Annotated in this window: 13 protein-coding genes; 7 read left to right on the top strand and 6 right to left on the bottom strand. The window is 60.6% G+C overall.

What is annotated here, in order from left to right:
* Positions 1-294 precede the first annotated feature (294 nt).
* Entirely contained in the window at positions 295-711 is a 417-nt protein-coding gene (locus K8U03_05555; GenBank protein ID MCE9604355.1) for a hypothetical protein, read from the top strand.
* An 86-nt stretch (positions 712-797) separates the two neighbouring features.
* Entirely contained in the window at positions 798-947 is a 150-nt protein-coding gene (locus K8U03_05560; protein MCE9604356.1) for a hypothetical protein, read from the top strand.
* Between the two features lie 151 nt (positions 948-1,098).
* Here the strand turns inward: K8U03_05560 and K8U03_05565 are convergent, their stop codons facing one another.
* On the bottom strand, positions 1,099-1,809 hold the full coding sequence (locus tag K8U03_05565; GenBank protein MCE9604357.1) for an SGNH/GDSL hydrolase family protein: 711 nt from the start codon (positions 1,807-1,809) through the stop codon (positions 1,099-1,101).
* Between the two features lie 1,526 nt (positions 1,810-3,335).
* Here K8U03_05565 and K8U03_05570 point away from each other — a divergent pair.
* On the top strand, positions 3,336-5,291 hold the full coding sequence (locus K8U03_05570; GenBank protein MCE9604358.1) for a hypothetical protein: 1,956 nt from the start codon (positions 3,336-3,338) through the stop codon (positions 5,289-5,291).
* A 14-nt stretch (positions 5,292-5,305) separates the two neighbouring features.
* Here the strand turns inward: K8U03_05570 and K8U03_05575 are convergent, their stop codons facing one another.
* The gene (locus tag K8U03_05575) at positions 5,306-5,722 is read right to left on the bottom strand and encodes a hypothetical protein (GenBank protein MCE9604359.1); all 417 of its coding nucleotides are present in this window, start codon (positions 5,720-5,722) and stop codon (positions 5,306-5,308) included.
* Positions 5,723-5,977: 255 nt separating this feature from the next.
* On the opposite strand from K8U03_05575, the gene K8U03_05580 reads away from it, so the two are divergent.
* On the top strand, positions 5,978-7,120 hold the full coding sequence (locus K8U03_05580) for an acyltransferase (GenBank protein ID MCE9604360.1): 1,143 nt from the start codon (positions 5,978-5,980) through the stop codon (positions 7,118-7,120).
* Positions 7,121-7,201: 81 nt separating this feature from the next.
* Here the strand turns inward: K8U03_05580 and K8U03_05585 are convergent, their stop codons facing one another.
* Positions 7,202-7,690, bottom strand: a complete 489-nt coding sequence (locus tag K8U03_05585) for a hypothetical protein (protein MCE9604361.1) — start codon at positions 7,688-7,690, stop codon at positions 7,202-7,204.
* A 235-nt stretch (positions 7,691-7,925) separates the two neighbouring features.
* Between K8U03_05585 and K8U03_05590 the strand changes: the two genes are divergently transcribed.
* Both K8U03_05590 and K8U03_05595 read left to right on the top strand, forming a co-directional pair.
* On the top strand, positions 7,926-8,420 hold the full coding sequence (locus K8U03_05590) for a hypothetical protein (protein ID MCE9604362.1): 495 nt from the start codon (positions 7,926-7,928) through the stop codon (positions 8,418-8,420).
* Positions 8,421-8,659: 239 nt separating this feature from the next.
* Positions 8,660-9,028, top strand: coding sequence for a hypothetical protein (locus tag K8U03_05595; protein MCE9604363.1), 369 nt, complete (start codon positions 8,660-8,662; stop codon positions 9,026-9,028).
* A 669-nt stretch (positions 9,029-9,697) separates the two neighbouring features.
* Here the strand turns inward: K8U03_05595 and K8U03_05600 are convergent.
* From K8U03_05600 to K8U03_05610, 3 genes are all read right to left on the bottom strand, one after another.
* A complete protein-coding gene (locus K8U03_05600; GenBank protein MCE9604364.1) occupies positions 9,698-10,153 on the bottom strand; it encodes a hypothetical protein in 456 nt (151 codons plus the stop codon).
* A 331-nt stretch (positions 10,154-10,484) separates the two neighbouring features.
* The gene (locus tag K8U03_05605) at positions 10,485-11,372 is read right to left on the bottom strand and encodes a hypothetical protein (protein ID MCE9604365.1); all 888 of its coding nucleotides are present in this window, start codon (positions 11,370-11,372) and stop codon (positions 10,485-10,487) included.
* Complete coding sequence (locus tag K8U03_05610) at positions 11,359-12,696, bottom strand: DUF1501 domain-containing protein (protein MCE9604366.1); 1,338 nt, start codon at positions 12,694-12,696, stop codon at positions 11,359-11,361. The genes K8U03_05605 and K8U03_05610 overlap by 14 nt, the downstream gene beginning before the upstream one ends.
* Before the next feature lie 268 nt (positions 12,697-12,964).
* Here K8U03_05610 and K8U03_05615 point away from each other — a divergent pair, with 268 nt between their 5' ends.
* A complete protein-coding gene (locus K8U03_05615) occupies positions 12,965-16,144 on the top strand; it encodes a PQQ-dependent sugar dehydrogenase (protein ID MCE9604367.1) in 3,180 nt (1,059 codons plus the stop codon).

Genomic DNA, 16,144 nt, shown 5'->3' on the forward strand with positions numbered 1-16,144 from the left:
GCCGGACTCTTTATGAATTAACGGAGGACACGATACCGCTCAAACGCCGGTCGATATTCGCTCAGCTTGTAAAACGAATAACCAAGTTCGATTCTTCGAAGTGGCGCACAAGACCGAACCACCCCTCAGAACTGGTTCTGCCGTCAGCGTATGGGTCGCTGGTGGCCGTCAAGAAAGCCGCAGAAACCGTCGACTGAACGAATAGCCACTGCTTGCTACGGCCCTACCGCCATTTCGGCGGCAGAGGGAATCCCAGCCGCATGATGCAACGGTCGCTCTTATCAGGGGTCCCACATGGCGTCGGCAGCCGAGGGCCTGGGAACGATCGCCGTCTTCGTCGGAGTGGTTTATTACCTCGCGACGTCGCCCACCGGATGCGGAGCGATTCCCGCACTCGACGCGAATGATCTCCGGCCGGTCTCCGCCATCCAACTCGACGAACGTGCGGCGAGTAGCCGAACACGGAACGATGGGATCTCCGCTCTGATCGCCGATGGCGTAATTTCCAACGTCGTTATGGTCGGGACGACGCCCCAAGTATCGACGGGGCCCGCGTGGCACGGCATCTCGTTTGACGACCAACAAAACTGGATGAGCAAGATCGCAACGCAATACGCCGACCCGCACGATGGCATGGTTCGCCTAACGGATGGGCAAACGGCGAAACCGCTCGGTGCGTATAAGTTCCAGAGCGGTTTAAAGCTTTATTGAAGCGTTTTGCAATCAACTAGCCGGCACCGCACACGAAGTGGTTTCGATGGCGAGCGACCCGGATCACCCTAAGGAGCAGGATAATCATGTCTAAGAATTTGGGTATGAAGGTACTCGGCGTCTATCTGATCGTCGTCGGCCTTATTCCTCTGCTAGGTCTAAGTATCGCAAACATCGGAATTGTCGTAGCAGTGCTCGCCGTAGCGGCAGGTGTGTTGATCCTGATGGGCCGGTAAGCCGTCAGCTAAGTAACTCGCGCACCAACTCCCGATCATCCGACAACTACATCGGTCGGCCGTTGTGGTCGGCGATCGTTAGCGCCGGATCGATCCCGAGATGACGATAGAGCGTCGCCGGAACGTTGGACGGCGCGTACGTTCATCCGCTCTATTTGGGGCTCGCTTTCACCTCTCCGCGTTTCGTCAGGGCTTTGAGTATGCTTTCGCTGACGCGGTCGGCGAGTTGAATATTGCCGGGACCGTTGAAGTGCACCTGATCGCCGGCGAGCCACATGCCGGCGTTGGGAAGCACGAACTCATAGAGGTCGTTGATGACGACGTCGTGCGAAGCGGCCACTTCGGCGGCTGCGGCGTTCAGTTGCTTGATCGCCTCGAAGCGCTCCCCTTTGCGGCTCGTGATGGGAGTGGTGCTCGCCCAGATCAGCGTGGCCCCGGTCTTTTGCATCTTCTCGACCAGCTGCGTGAGATTCTTGCGATACTCGTCGGGCGCGTGTCGCTGCTTGAGTTGGCCTTGTTCGACGGGTTCGGGAAATACGAGGTTCCCACTGGGGCCCAGCAGGTGCGTGTCCCAAATGCCCCAGTTGAAATGAATGACGTCCCATTTGCCGTCCCCTAACCAAGCGTCGATTTGCTTCAAGCCGTGGGCCGTGTGCTGGCAGTTTTCGTTCGGCCGTAACACATCGGCCACGGCTTCCAGCTTCTGCTTGACGAGCGACGTATAACCAAGCGAAATCGAATCGCCGATGATCAGCACCCGAGGCCGCGACTTTTCGGGCGCCGCGCCGCGAGTCGCTACGTTGCCGAAGAAGCTCGCCACGAGCGCCATCGCGATCAGGCGCAGGAAATGGAAGCGCGTCATGAGAAACTCCTTGGGGCTTACGGGAGTCTCGATCAGATCATCGCTGAGATGCGGCTGCAACAGCGACGGCAACTTTTCCTGATCCGCGAACTTAAGCTCCGGCCGCAACGCTTGGGCGGCGGACGGTGTGAATTATCTATCGCAGTTATGATTTATTAATGCATCCGAAGTGAAGTCGGCTAAGATGGCGTCGCTCTACGATGAGCATTCTTACCCCTGCCGCCGGCCTTTCGACAACGGGCGCAAATACCATGCAGCTAAGACCGACCGCTCTTTTAGTCCTCATCGGACGGTGCTGCACGATCGCCGCTTCGCTCATCGTCGTCGCTGCACCAAGCCTCGCGCAGGCACAAGCGGCAGACACGGCGCGCGGCGCTGCGGAGTGGGTTATCGAGCAAGGGGGCTCGGTCGGGTGCCGTGTGGAGCGCGGACAAGTCTTCGTTCGTCAAGGTGTGCCGTTTCCCAACGGTGAGTTCACCATCAACCGAGTAATGCTCAATCGTGCGAACCTCACCGATGACGACTTGCGACGCCTGAAACCGCTCGACGATCTTGAGTATCTCTCCCTCGTCGGATCAGCGATCAGCGATGCGGGGCTCGTTCATCTCGCCGGTTTCGACCAACTCGGCAGCCTCACGCTCAATGCAACGAAGATCACCGGTGCCGGCATGATCCACCTCACGAAAGTGAAGAAGCTTCGCAGCTTGCAGTCGATCAACACGAGAATCACCGACGACGGATTGAAGTCGCTCGCCGGCTGTCCGCATCTCACGCAAATCAATGTTTCCGAGACCGACGTCACGGATAAAGGAATCGAGCATCTCCGAACGCTCCGCTACCTCAGCGAATTGAAGCTCAACGGAACGGCCGTGACCGACGCCTGCCTGCCGTCGCTGGAACGGTTTGAAGTGCTGACCTCGCTCTCGGTCGACAAGTGCGCGATCACCGATGCGGGGGTGCCGGCGCTGGCGAAGCTTAAGCGGCTGAGAACGTTGAATGTGCGCGAAACGAAACTCTCGGCTGCCGGGCTTGAGGCGCTGAAGAAGGCATCGCCGCAGCTGGTCATCAATGCAAAAGGAAAAGGGGATACGCTCTTAGCCGGTGCGGACCCGCCTCGCCCCGGCGCGGTTGCGGTGCCAGGGCGGACTTCGGCGCCAACGCTCAAAGTCACGACAAATTCGTTCGTCAGGGTGGAGCCGATCGACCAAGTGTTCGAAGCGCCTCTGCCGAAGTTCCTCGAAGGGGCGACCGTGCACGGCCATACCGGCTACACGCCCGGAGCCGATCCGAACGATGGGTTCGTCGACATCGAGGTCGGCAACGAGACGGCCCTTTATCTGGCCGTGACGTACATCGGAGGCACCAACGAACCAGGGCCGGCCCCTACGACCTACAACCGATTGCTGCGCGACGGTTGGGTCGATGTCGGCAATCTGCGGACCCATCCTTCGGATCCCGTGCGGGACCTGCTTTGGAAGAAGGTTGCGGCCGGTGAGAAGTTCCGTTTGCGTACCAGCCGGCATTTCATGCCGTTGGTGATCGAGCCGAAGCAGGCCTCATCGAACCCGCTCGACCAAGTGCCGAACGACACGATGACCGCTTCGGCGGCGCAAGAGACGACGCGCTCGAAAGTCAGGCATTTGCTGCAAGGGCGTAAGTTCGATGAACTGGAGGCGCTCGCGGCGACGCTGAGGCGCGAAAAAAAGTACGACGCCGACGGCGAAGCACAGCTGGAGATTTTTTACGACGGGTTGATTGCTCGCGGAGAAACCAATGCCGAATGGGAAGACGATCGAAAGCTCTACGAAGCGTGGCTCGCGGCCAAGCCGACTTCACCGGCCGCGCACTACGCCCTGATTCGCTATTGGACGAAATACGGCTGGTTCGAGCGCAATAAGTTCGAGCGCGATCAAATTCCTTCCCGCGAGGTCTTCAAGCTCTTCAACGAGCGAGTCAAAGAGTCGCAGAAACTACTTATCAAGACTTCGGAATCCGCCGAACGCGATCCGCACTTTTATGTTCTGTTGATCGATTTGATACTATACGCCGGAGATAAGCCGGAGCTCCTCGACAAGGCGATCGCGAGTTCGCTGAAATTCGATGCCGACTACCTACCGCCGCTCGCCAAAGGAATGCGTTACTTTTTGCCCCGTTGGTACGGTGGTGAAGGAGACATGGAGAAATACGGCGCGCGCGTTGCAACGCAAACCAAAGAGCGCCACGGCGACGCGGTCTATGCGCTCGTCGCGATGCGCGGCGCCGAGTTCGACACGCCCGAGGTTCTCAAGCGGCATCATTTCGACTGGGAGCGCGTAAAACGGGGCTTCGCCGACCTCCGCAAGCGCTTCCCTAAGTCGTTCGCGTACGACAATTGGAACGTCAAGTTCGCCGCCTTGATGGAAGATCGGACCGAGACGCAGGCCGCCTTCGCGCGACTCGATGCGTACCCGAAGGCGATGTACAAACTCGACAAAGAGTTAGAGAAGTGGCGGCGCTGGGCGAACACCGACTTCCTCGCAGGCGATCAACTCGCCGTCTACGAGACCTTGAAGCATCCGGTTCGCCGACTGGAATGGACGATCGACGACAAGCATTGGGTCGTGTTCGACGACCAAGCCGAGTTGGCGGTATTCGATGCGGCCGACGGGAAGTTGTCGTCGCGCGTCGCCACCTATGCAGCGGAGCCGCGCTTTGCGTCCGTAGTTCCCTTCGGCAAAACGGCCGTCGCCGTCGGAGCGGACGGCAAGGTGCGCGCCTACAAGATTCCCTCGGGCGAGGCGCGCGAGCTCGGCGTGCATGAAGGGGGCGTGCGCGATGCGGCCCTCTCGAGCGACGGCGGCGAATATGCCACGCTCGGCAACGACGGCAAGATCAAGTTCTGGGAGCTCGACTCGAAGGAGGAGGCCGCCTACGAATGGGACCTTTCGCCGATTCGCATCTCACGCCTCGCCTTCATTCCGAACAGTCGGAGCATCGCGATCGGCGACTCGGATCATCGCGTCGGCTTTTGGAATCGCGACACGAAGCAGAAGTCGATCGATCTCGCGCCGCGCAATGCGGCCGTGCGAGCGCTCCGCGTCTCTCCCGACGGCACGATGCTCGCCGTACTCGCCGGAAACGAACTGACGCTCTGGCGCTTGAAAGAGTGGGAGCTGACGGCGACCGTTTCGGTCGACGGCTATATCGTCCATGAAGGGTTGGCCTTCTCGCGCGACGGCAAGTCGTTGGCCGGCGCGGCGACGCGCCGACGGCGCGCCGCGGTTGCGACGGGGCCGGGTACGGAGTCAGGACCGGGGCAGCGGCCCGCGCTCGAACCTTCGCCCGCGCCCGACATTCTCGTCTGGAACACGGCCGACGGCACGCTCCGCCGGACGTTACGCGGCCACAAGGCGCCGATCCGCTCGCTGAGCTTCAACTCCGACGGCACCCGACTCGTCAGCGGGAGCGACGACATGACGATTCGCGTTTGGAAGACCGACTGACCGAAAGACGAACGCTACTTCTTTCGTTTGTACCGCGTAATCCCTTCGCCGGCCGAACGGTCGAATGGTTGCTCGGGCCAGGCCGTCTTCTCGCTGAGGTACATCAAGCCGAGATGGTCACCGTTCAGTTCGACCAACCTCCGCTCATACTTCTCGCCGACGAAAGAGACCTCGTCCGATTCGGTGCAGTTCAAGGTCAAGGTCGGGGGCAGCGCCTCCCAATTCAGTTTCCAAGTTCCCGCGAGGCGGTTTCCGCCGGGCGAGTAGCCGCGTCTCTCGAACGTGCCATCGGCCTTGACGATCAGCGTCCCCATGCAGGGCCCGCCGACCCAGGTGCCGTGCAATTTCGATTCGAGCTGCCCCGGTCCATCGGCAGCGTGAGCGAGTGCCGTCGTCGAGCAGAACGCGATCAGGGCTAAGAGGCGGATCATCGCTACTCTCCGAAGATAGGAACTCCCGTATGTTCTGAGACGATGCAGGTTCACGGAAGGTTCCCGTTCGATAGGAAACGATCCGAAAAGACGGGGCGGCCATGGCGCGAATGCCCAACGGCGACGAGCGAACAACCGGACGTTGCGCCTGTAGCGATTGTAACGCCGCCGGCTTCGACGGTCCCGCTTGTGACCTAAGTTTGCAGCGGATGCCCGGCTCTTCGTCGTCGGGCCCGATCCTTCTGCGAGCCGGCCATGCATCTCAGCACCTCCGTCGATCTGCGCAGCAAGACGCGCTTAGTCGGCCTCGATCTATTGCGCTTGTTCGCCGTCCTCCTCGTCCTCGGACGGCACATTCCGCTTCCCCCGGAGAGCGTTCGAATTCCTCTCCGCGGATTCTTCGAATACTGGTTCCGCGGCGGTTGGGTCGGCGTCGATCTGTTCTTCGTCCTCAGTGGTTTTCTCGTCGCCGGATTGCTGTTCAACGAGTATCAAGCCTGCGGCACGATTTCGCCGTGGCGGTTCTACGTGCGCCGCGGCTGGAAGATTTATCCCGCTTTCTACGTGATGATCGGCGTCACGCTCGCGTACTACGCCTACCGCGGAGTGTACTTACCCAAGCCGGCTGTTCTTTCGGAACTGCTCTTTCTGCAAAGCTATCTGCCGGGATTGTGGAACCACACCTGGTCGCTGGCCGTCGAGGAACACTTCTACTTGCTCTTGCCGCTGGTGCTCGTCGGGCTGTTGCGTTGGAACAAGAAGTCAGTCGCTCCGCTGCGATCGATACTGCCGCTGGCAGGCGTCGTCGGCGCGCTCTGCTTATATTGGCGCATCGCGCGCTGGGAAGCGCATCCCGTTTTCGATAACCAAACCAATCTGTTCCCCACACACTTGCGGCTCGATGGTCTGTTCTTCGGTGTCGCGCTCTCGTATCTGTATCACTTTCACAAGCCAAGCTTCATTTCGCTGCTCAAGCCTTGGCGCGGTGTACTCCTCATCGCCGGCTTGCTGCTGTTGGCGCCCGCGTTTTATTGGACTTTTGCGGATCCGATTTTGTTCACCGTCGGCTTCACGATGTTCTACATCGGCGGTGGATTGCTGCTCGTCGGCGTATTGCTGTGCGATCTGCCGCGCGACGGCTTTGTCGGCGGAGTCTTGAAGCGCCTCGCGAAACTGGGGTCGTACTCTTACTCGATCTATCTCTGGCACATGCCGTTCCTGGTATGGGGAGTGCCGCTCGTGCAACGCATGCTCGGCCGCCCGCTCGGTTTCTCCGGCGCCGTCGTTGTGTATTTATCGGGTTCGCTGGTCTGCGGCGTCGTCATGGCAAAGTGTGTCGAGATGCCGGCGCTTAAGCTTCGCGAGCGCTGGTTTCCGGCGCGCAGCCCCGAGCGATAGAAAGCGATCGCCTGTCCGAACTTCGGGACGCGCGAATGGTCAAGCGCGACGCGCTATTAGCGGCTCTCACGCTTGCGGGCGCTACCACCATCCCCAACTCGACCAGACGAACAGACACATGTTCACCGTGATCGTGAGGCACCAACTAACCGGCCAGACCGGCGCGATTCCGTGACCTCTCGTCAAACGAAACAGAGCCGCGGCCATGATCGCCACGCTCGCCAAGACGTTTACCGCCGACACCCATATCGGGGCTTGCGATAGACACAGATTGACGATCGCCGCCGGCAGCAGAGCAACGGACCCGATCAGGCAGATCCGGCCGAGGTCTCCCCAATACACTTGCCGCAGAGCGCCGGCGAGCCCGATGGCCGAGGCGCTGATTTGCACGACCCAAGTAAAACTGGGAACGAGCATTCCCACAATCAGAACTTCCATAAGGCCGGCGCGCTCCGTCGTCCAAGCCAACGAGCCGGAGAAGATCGCGGTAACCACCGCTCCGGCAGCAAACCAGCCGGCAGTTTCGAGATAAGAATATCCTCTGGGAATTCGGCTAGAAACTACGTCCATGAATGCTCCTCCTGTAGTCGAACTAGTTGCTACCAGGGACAGCCTAACACGTCGCTCCCTCACGGCGTAGCATGCGGACCCTTGCCCGCGGGTGCCGATTTGCCGGGTGGCGACCAAGATTGATCTTGCCCGAATGCATGCCGACGGCTTGAATGGTCCGCCCGGCTGCGCACCGGCCGAGTTCTCGACAATCGTTTTCTCTGCGCGCTTCCCTCTCCTTCTCAGGTGTACGTGAATGCATAGTCGATTATCACGCGTGACGAGCGGTGTGTTGGCGTTCGCGGCGGTTGCGTTGACGGCCGCTCCGAGCTGGGCTGTTTACTATGCGCTGGGTCCGTCGAAGGACGAGTGGGGATTGAAGTACGAGGTCGAGGTGAGTGCCGCGGATCGCGACATGCTGAACGTCGCCTTCACGCTGGCCGACGAAGGGAGACTGAAGCCCGTTCATTCGTTCACAGTGGTTGCTTTCAGTAAGCCGACCCGTGAAGGGAGCCGGACGTACGACGTGAAGGCGCCGCTCGAATTGAAAACGACCGCCGACGGCAAACGGGCGGCCCAAGTCCGGATCCCCAAGAAGTTCATCGATCAAGCGATGATTCGGGTCCTCACGCTCTCGGTCGACGGCCGGCGACAAACGGCCGGCGCAGCCTACTACGACATCCCGCTCGCGAAGTTCCTGAACGCAGCCCCGGCTGTTGCGACACCGCCGACACAGAAGATCATCAAGTAAGCAACGGCGCATGCGCGACACCGAACACGTCGCCCCCATGATCGATCCGGCGCACCGCTACCGCGACCGATTCAGAAACGACCGATTTGTCGCCGGCCGTTCCGCACGTTAAAACATCGAGATCGAGCCATCCCCATTCGGCGGCCGAATACCTGTTAAGTCAGGCATGCGCCATATTCATGAGCGATAACTCAGTGCATCTGGCTTCTCGCGCGCTAAGGGGAATTTTACTAGCTCTCATGATCGTGAATTTAATTGGATTGTTCTGCCCCGTCGCAGAAAATCTTCATCAAGGAATGTTAGATAAGCCCGGTGATGAATGGTTCGGCTATGAACTAGTAATCTTTGGTTGCCTAGTGGCGATGGGCCTGCCATTCGCAATTGGATTAGTGTGTGTGATTGTTGCCGTACAGATGAAAACGATCGAGAGGAATGCCGTTATCGGCTTTTCACTTGCCTGGATCATTTACGCCCCGCCGATCATCTGGGTCTTGCTTACGGATAACGATACCAAGCGATACGGGTTTTATCTTGTATCCTTCCCTCCGATACTCTTAATCATCCCTGTCTTGATTGCATATAACATTAGAATCGTCCGTGCGCCGTAGGCGCAAGAGGAATCGGGGATGTGGCTCGGCAAATTTGCGCCTCTTGTCGCTCCGCGACCCCGACAACGAGTTGTCGGGGCCACCCTGCGATCCAGCCGACCCGCAGTCGAAGGTTGATTAGATCATCGATTCTGGGCGCGATAGACTGATGGCGAGCCCGCTCACTTCGAGCGGGCGGCTGATCACGATCGTTAGACGGAATTAGCTAGACCGATGCACACCGACGTACATCAAGGATGGACCTTCTGTTTTCGTAAGAATGTCCATATGTATTGCCACAGTCTCAAGGCAGAAAAGAGTGGTAGGCAGTACAAAGTCCCATGCGAGGACACACCGACGGGCTTCGTCGGAATATGGCCGTATGACCTGAAGCTCGACGATTCAACCTATCGAGACCTTGTAGAAGCGTTACTCGAATGGGCTGCTTCCCTCGGATTGAAGTACAGACTTTACAAGACGCGGGACGAATACGCGGGGTGGCACGGACAACTTTGTTGTCCGTGCGCCGTAGGCGTAAGAGGAATCGTTTTGCGTCCCGATAACTTTACGCCTCTTGTCGCTGCGCGACCCCGACAACAAGTTGTCGCGGCCACCCTGCTCTTGCACCTTCACCGTCGTACGTGTTAAGGCCATAGTGCGTCGTGTCGTCCGGCACCGAACAACCGGAATTCAAAGAGCAATTTTATCGGTCTCTTTGGAAATCGCATTACCTAGCGGTGTCGAAAATCGCTCCATAAGATAGAGGCTCACAAAGAATGCGAAGACATGTTCACCCACGATCTGACGATAAGGATAACTGCACACTCGAATGGTCACGAATATCCAAGCCATGATACTCGACCAAAAGGTCAATGCAATTAAATAAACGAGGCGATGAACATGCCTCCGTCGTACTTTCTCATAAACACCTAAGATAACGGAAAACGGAATACCGATACAAACCGCTCCCACGAATGAAACAAACTGCAGATTAAAAACCACCTGATCCCAACTTAGATCGATAGGATTCAGTGGTTCAACATAACTCCAGAGACCCATTAGCACTAGCATTTGAATCGCACCGACGAGTCCTACGGTGAACATGCCGTAGACAAGTAAAGCGCCGATCTTTTTAATCGTCCGCATGATGAGCTGAGCTTATTGATGTTTGCGCGAATAATGAATCCGTGACGCACAACGAAACCCGATTCCGCGATGCTCCGCCTTGGCTCAATCGACTCGCCGCCATGAGCCGTGCGAGAATCCCTCGTATCGTATTTTGGCATTGCTTATGCAGCGATGCGGGGTGGCACGGACAAATGTCCGTGCGCCGTAGGCGTAAGAGGAATCGTTTTGTGTCCCGATAACTTTCGCCTCTTGTCGCTGCGCGACCCCGACAACAAGTTGTCGGGGCTACCCTGCTGAGCGGCCTGTCTAACGTCTTCTAATCTGCCTCACGTGTGGCGGACGCGTCACGCTACGGCACGTCGATCTCATACAGGTCGTGCTTCCCGGAGCGTTCGCTGACGATGACGAGCCTTCGCCCTGTCGGATGCCAGGCGGCGTAGTCGTCGCGCTCGGGATGGTTCGTGAGCCGGCGCACTTCGGTGCCGTCGAGGTTCATCACGTAGATCTCGTAGTTGCCGTCGCGCGCGCTGGTGAATGCGACGCGCTTGCCGTCGGGCGAGAGGCGCGGGCGAATATCTTGGCCCGGCGAGTGGGTGAGGCGGCGCGCGTTCGAGCCGTCGAGCGCGGCCGCGTACAACTCGAAGTCGGAGTCGCGCGACGAGCCGAAGACCAGTTGCTTGCCGTCGGGCGAAACGTTGGGCCAGTTGTTTACGCCCGCACTATCGACCGTTCGCTTCGGGTCCTTGCCGTCGAGCCCCACGGTGAAGAGATGCTGCCGCCCTTCGTCGGCCGAGCTATAGACGACCGAAGCACCGTCGGGAGTAAACGTCGGTGAGCGCGGGCCGGCGAAACCGGAGCCCACGTTGATGGCGACTTCCTTCTTCGTCGCCGGCTCGCGGATCACGAGCACCAAGTTCAGGTTGCCCCGATTTTGCACGAACGAAAGCATTCGCCCATCCGGCGAGCAGGCCGGCTCGAACTCGGAGCGGGTCTCATCGGGATGCACCGGCTCGCTCTTGCCGTCGGCCGGACGGAGCCGCATGAGCCGCATCCGGGTCGGTAAGTCTTCGACGACATACAGCAGCTCGTCGCCCGAGCGGTCGAGGAACGTCGGCGAGGTTTTCACGAGGCCGTCGTTCGTCAGGCGGCGCGGCTCGGCCGAGGCCGACGGAGCGACAATCGCAAAACAGAGCGCGAGGAAATAGAGGGAGCAGCGGAGGGGGCTAGAGCAACTCATGGATCACCGTACCGCCGTCGAGCACTTTCATTTCGGCTCGGGCCTGCGTGTCGATGCCGGCCAACTCGGCGATCGTCGTGCCGACCATGAGCGGCGTGACCGGCTCGGTCGCCGGGTCTTCGCCATGTTTGTCGCTCGCGCCGATGACCCTGCCGCCGCGCAAGCCGGCGCCGGCCCAAAGCGAAGAATAGCAGCGGGGCCAATGATCGCGCGCGGCGCGGCTCGTGATGCGCGGCGAACGGCCGAACTCTCCCATCGCGACGACCAACGTCGTGTCGAGCAGGCCGCGCACGTCGAGATCGTGCAGCAAGGCGGAGAAGGCGCGATCGAAGATCGGGCAATGGCGATCTTGCAGCAACTCGAAGTTGTAGATGTGCGTGTCCCAACCGAAGTCGCAATTGGGGGTCATCGCCTCGACGTACTGACTCCAATTCAACTGAATATAAGGAACGCCCGCCTCGACGAGCCGGCGGGCCATCAGGCAGCTTTGGCCGAACGAAGTTTGGCCGTAGGCTTCGCGCGTTTGCTGGGTCTCGCGCGAGAGATCGAGCGCTTCGCGCGCGGCCGGCTGCGTGAGCAGATCGTAGGCGCGGTCGTGCATGCGAGCCCATTGGCCGCCGGCCAAGTCGTCGACTTCGCGCCGCGCATGGTCGAGCGAGCGGAGCAAGCTGTGGCGATCTTGCAAGCGATGGGGCGTGAGCTCGGAGAGGAGCGTGAGCGACGGAATCTCGGCTTCCCCTTGCGGCGAGCAAGCGACCATGAACGGATCGAAGGTCTTCCCGAGCGACCCGCCGCCGAAGCCTTCGATCGGCCGGACGACATCGCACGGCACGCCGCGCCCGAGGGCCACGAACGGCGGCAGCTTCGCCGACGAGCCGCGATGCTTACCGACGATCACGCCGAAGTTCGGCTGCAAAGGGCCGGGCCCTTCCGCAAACCCGGTGAGCCCCCAAGTGCCGGCGTCGGGATGTCCGGAAGAGAATGTCTTGTGCGATTGGATGACGCTGAACAGCCGGCTCGAATCGGCGAGCCGAGGCAACAGCTCGCTGAACCGTAGGCCGGGAGTGCGCGTGGCGATCGGCGCGAACGGGCCCCGAATGTCGAGCGGAGCATCCGGCTTGGGATCGAACGTATCGAGATGGCTCGGCGCTCCCCAGAGCCAAACGAAGAGGACGCTCTTGGCCCGCATCGGTACGGCGGAAGGTCGGGCCACGGCGGGCTGCGGTAAGCCGAACGCCAGCGAAGCCGACGCGCTCATCTGCAAAAACGCACGGCGCGAAAGGCCCGCACAACTCCGGGAGGCAAAGCTACCGACATCCAGCATGATGCGGTCTCAAAAAGGAGGGAGGAATCGGGCGGGGAATACGACCATTCTGACACGGACCCAACCTCGGCGTCTACCTGGCACTTCCCCCCGGCGGCTGATTTTGGGGGAACGAGTGCGAATCGTTTCTTGTGCAGGATGCCGGCGGTAATTTCGGCTGGTAAGATAACGACACCGGCCCGGCCGCCCACACTCCTGCCCCCTCGCCTCCCCTGGGAATCGTCTTCGCATGTCTCTCTTTCCTTCGACAGTGCGCGCACTTCTCGCTATGGTCTGCTTGGCTTCTATTTCGCCGGCGGCAAGCTTCGCCGCCGAGCCGCCGAAGAAGGAGGCCGCGAAGCCGGAGCCGGCGAAGAAAGAGCCACGGGTGCGGCCGACGTTCGAATGCCGTTGGACGGCCGAGCCGATCACGATCGACGGCAAGGCCGACGAAGCGGCGTGGAAGAACGCGCAAACGCTCGATCGCTTCAAGCAATCGTGGCTCGGCGACGACAAGCTCGCCGCCGCGCCGACCCAAGCGCGGTTGCTGTGGGACGAGAACGGGATGTACTTCTTCGCCGACATGCAAGACGGCGACCTCTTCGCCGACCTCACCGAGCACGACGACCAGACTTGGTACAACGACGTATTCGAGCTCTTCTTCAAACCGTCGGAGAAGCAACTCGGCTACTACGAATTGCAAGTGAACGCCGCGAACACGCAGATGGATATCTTCATCGCGGATCGCGAGAAGGGGTTCTTCGAGCGGTACATCAAGCACGATCCGTTTGCTTGGAAGACGGCCGTCGTGCGCCGCGGCACTCTGAACATGCGCACCGATCGCGACGGCGGCTGGTCGGTCGAAGGGCGCATTCCTTGGTCCGACATGGTCCATACCGGCGGTCGTCCGGCGATCGACGAGAATTGGTTGTTCGCGCTCTGCCGCTACGACTACGACAACCGGCGCGACAAGCCCGAGCTGTCTACGATCGCGCCGCTCACGGCACCCGACTATCATCAGTACGACGAATACGCGTTCTTGAAGTTCGTCGGCCCGGCCGACGGCGTCGGCCGACCGTTCGGCATCAAAGAGCGCGTGCAGGTGACGACGTCGACCGTCGTCGGTTCGCCCGACCCGCCGCTCCCGTATCGGGTCGCGCATGCGTATACGGGCCTGCATGTCGATGGCCCGCTCATCATCCGTCGCCAACCGGATACGAACTTGCTGTACGTGCTGAAGAACGACAAGCAGCGGACGCCGACGAACTTGGTGCGCTTCGTCGAGCCTGCCCCGGGAGCGAAGCTGGAACCGTTCGTTGCGCCTCCGGTCGACCCGAAAGATAAGGACGCGAAGCCGGCGACCGATCCGCGCATCGAAACCCTGCACACGTTCGACGGCACGGCCTACGATCTCGTCTTCCATCCGAAGTTCGCCGAAAACGGCTATGTCTACTTCGGTTGGAACGGCCCGGAAAAGGTCGAAAAAGGCATCAAGAAGCACGGCCGCATCTCGCGCTACCGGATGGACCCGAAGCCGCCGTATCGCTTCGATCCTAAGAGCGAGAAGCTGATCATCGAATGGGCCTCGAACGGTCACAACGGCCTCGCCGTGGCGTTCGGCAACGACGGCATGCTCTACGTGACGAGCGGCGACGGCACGAGCGATAGCGACGACGACGTCGTCGGCCAAGACATGACGACGATCTTAGCGAAGGTGCTGCGCCTCGATGTCGATCACGTCACCCCGGCCGATGCGGCGGCAGGCCGCGCGTATTCCGTGCCGAAAGATAATCCGTTCGTCGGGCTGGCCGGCGCGCGGCCCGAGACCTGGGCCTACGGGCTGCGCAACCCTTGGCGGATGGCGGTTGATCCTAAGACGGGCCATCTGTGGGTCACGCAAAACGGTCAGGACTTATTCGAGCAAACCTACTTCGTGCGCCGCGGCGATAACTTCGGTTGGAGCGTGACGGAAGGAAGTGCGCCGTTCTATCTCGAACGCAAACGCGGGCCGACGCCGATCGTGCTCCCGGCTGCCGAGCACTCGCATGCCGAAGCCCGCTCGCTCACGGGGGGCGTCGTTTACCACGGTAAGAAGTATCCCGATCTGGCCGGCGCCTATATCTACGGCGATTACGCGACCGGAAAAATTTGGGCGGTGCGTCACGACGGAACCAAAGTCGTCAAGAATTGGGAGATCGCCGACACGCAGCTTTCGATCACCGGCTTCGGTCTCGACACCGAAGGCGAGCTGCTCATCTGCGACTATCGCACCGGCGCCGACGGCGGACTCTATCGCCTTGAGCCGATTCCGCCCCCCTCGGCATCCGCCCCGCAGACGAAGTTTCCGCGCACGTTGAGCGCCAGCGGCTTGTTCGAGCCTGGTCGCGGACATAAGGTGCTGCCCGGCGTGATTCCTTATTCCGTCAACTCGCAGCTCTGGAGCGACGGCACTTACAAAGAACGTTTCATCGCGCTCCCGGCCGGCACGGAGAAGATCGGCCATTCGCCGCGCCGCAGTTGGGACTTTCCGGAAGGGACCGTGCTGATCAAATCGTTCGCGCTCGAAAAGACCGCCGGCGATCCGAAGTCGCGGCGCTGGATCGAGACTCGCTTCTTCACGAAGCAGCAGAACGAATGGATCGGCTACTCTTACGAATGGAACGACGCACAGACCGACGCGACGCTCGTCGAAGCGAAAGGGGCCGATCGCGAGTTCACGATCGCCGATCCCGCTGCGAAGCCCGATGCGCGAGTGCAAAAGTGGCACTATCCGAGCCGCGCGGAATGCATGGTTTGCCATAGCCGCGCCGCGAACTACGTGCTCGGCGTCTCTTCCGCGCAGCTCAATTGCGAGCAAGACTACGGCGGCGTGCGCGATAACCAACTCCGGACCCTCGCGCATCTCGGCCTGATCCCCGCCGACACGCACAACGAGCTGCACGAAGGGGTCGTCGTCGCGGCGGAAGCGCGAGGGCTCAGCGCCAAAGAAGCCGAAGAGTATTGGGCCCAGGTTCGTCGGGTCGCCGGCAAACAACGGCAACCGACGACGAAGCCTTCCTTATCGGTCGCGCACGAGATGCTCCCGCGACTCGTCGATCCGGCCGATAAGACCGCCTCGTTCGAGGCGCGGGCCCGATCGTATCTGCACGCCAATTGCGCTCATTGCCATGTGAGCGCCGGCGGCGGCAACGCGCAGTTCGAGAGCGCTTATTGGACCCCGGCCGCCGAGACGCGCATGCTCGATGCCAAGCCGGTGCATACGACGTTCGGAATTCCCGACGCGCGGCTCATCGCGCCGGGCAGGCCCGAGAGTTCGCTGTTGTTGCATCGGACGGCTCTGCGCGGGCGGGGACAAATGCCGCCGATCGCGTCGTCGCAAGTCGATCCCGTCGGCGTCGAAGCGATTCGAGGCTGGATCGCCTCGCTGCCGAAAGTTCAACCGCCGAGAGTGGTCGACCCTTCCGAGTAA

The organism is Planctomycetia bacterium, assembly GCA_021413845.1.
In the GTDB taxonomy this organism is placed as follows: Bacteria; Planctomycetota; Planctomycetia; order Pirellulales; family PNKZ01; genus PNKZ01.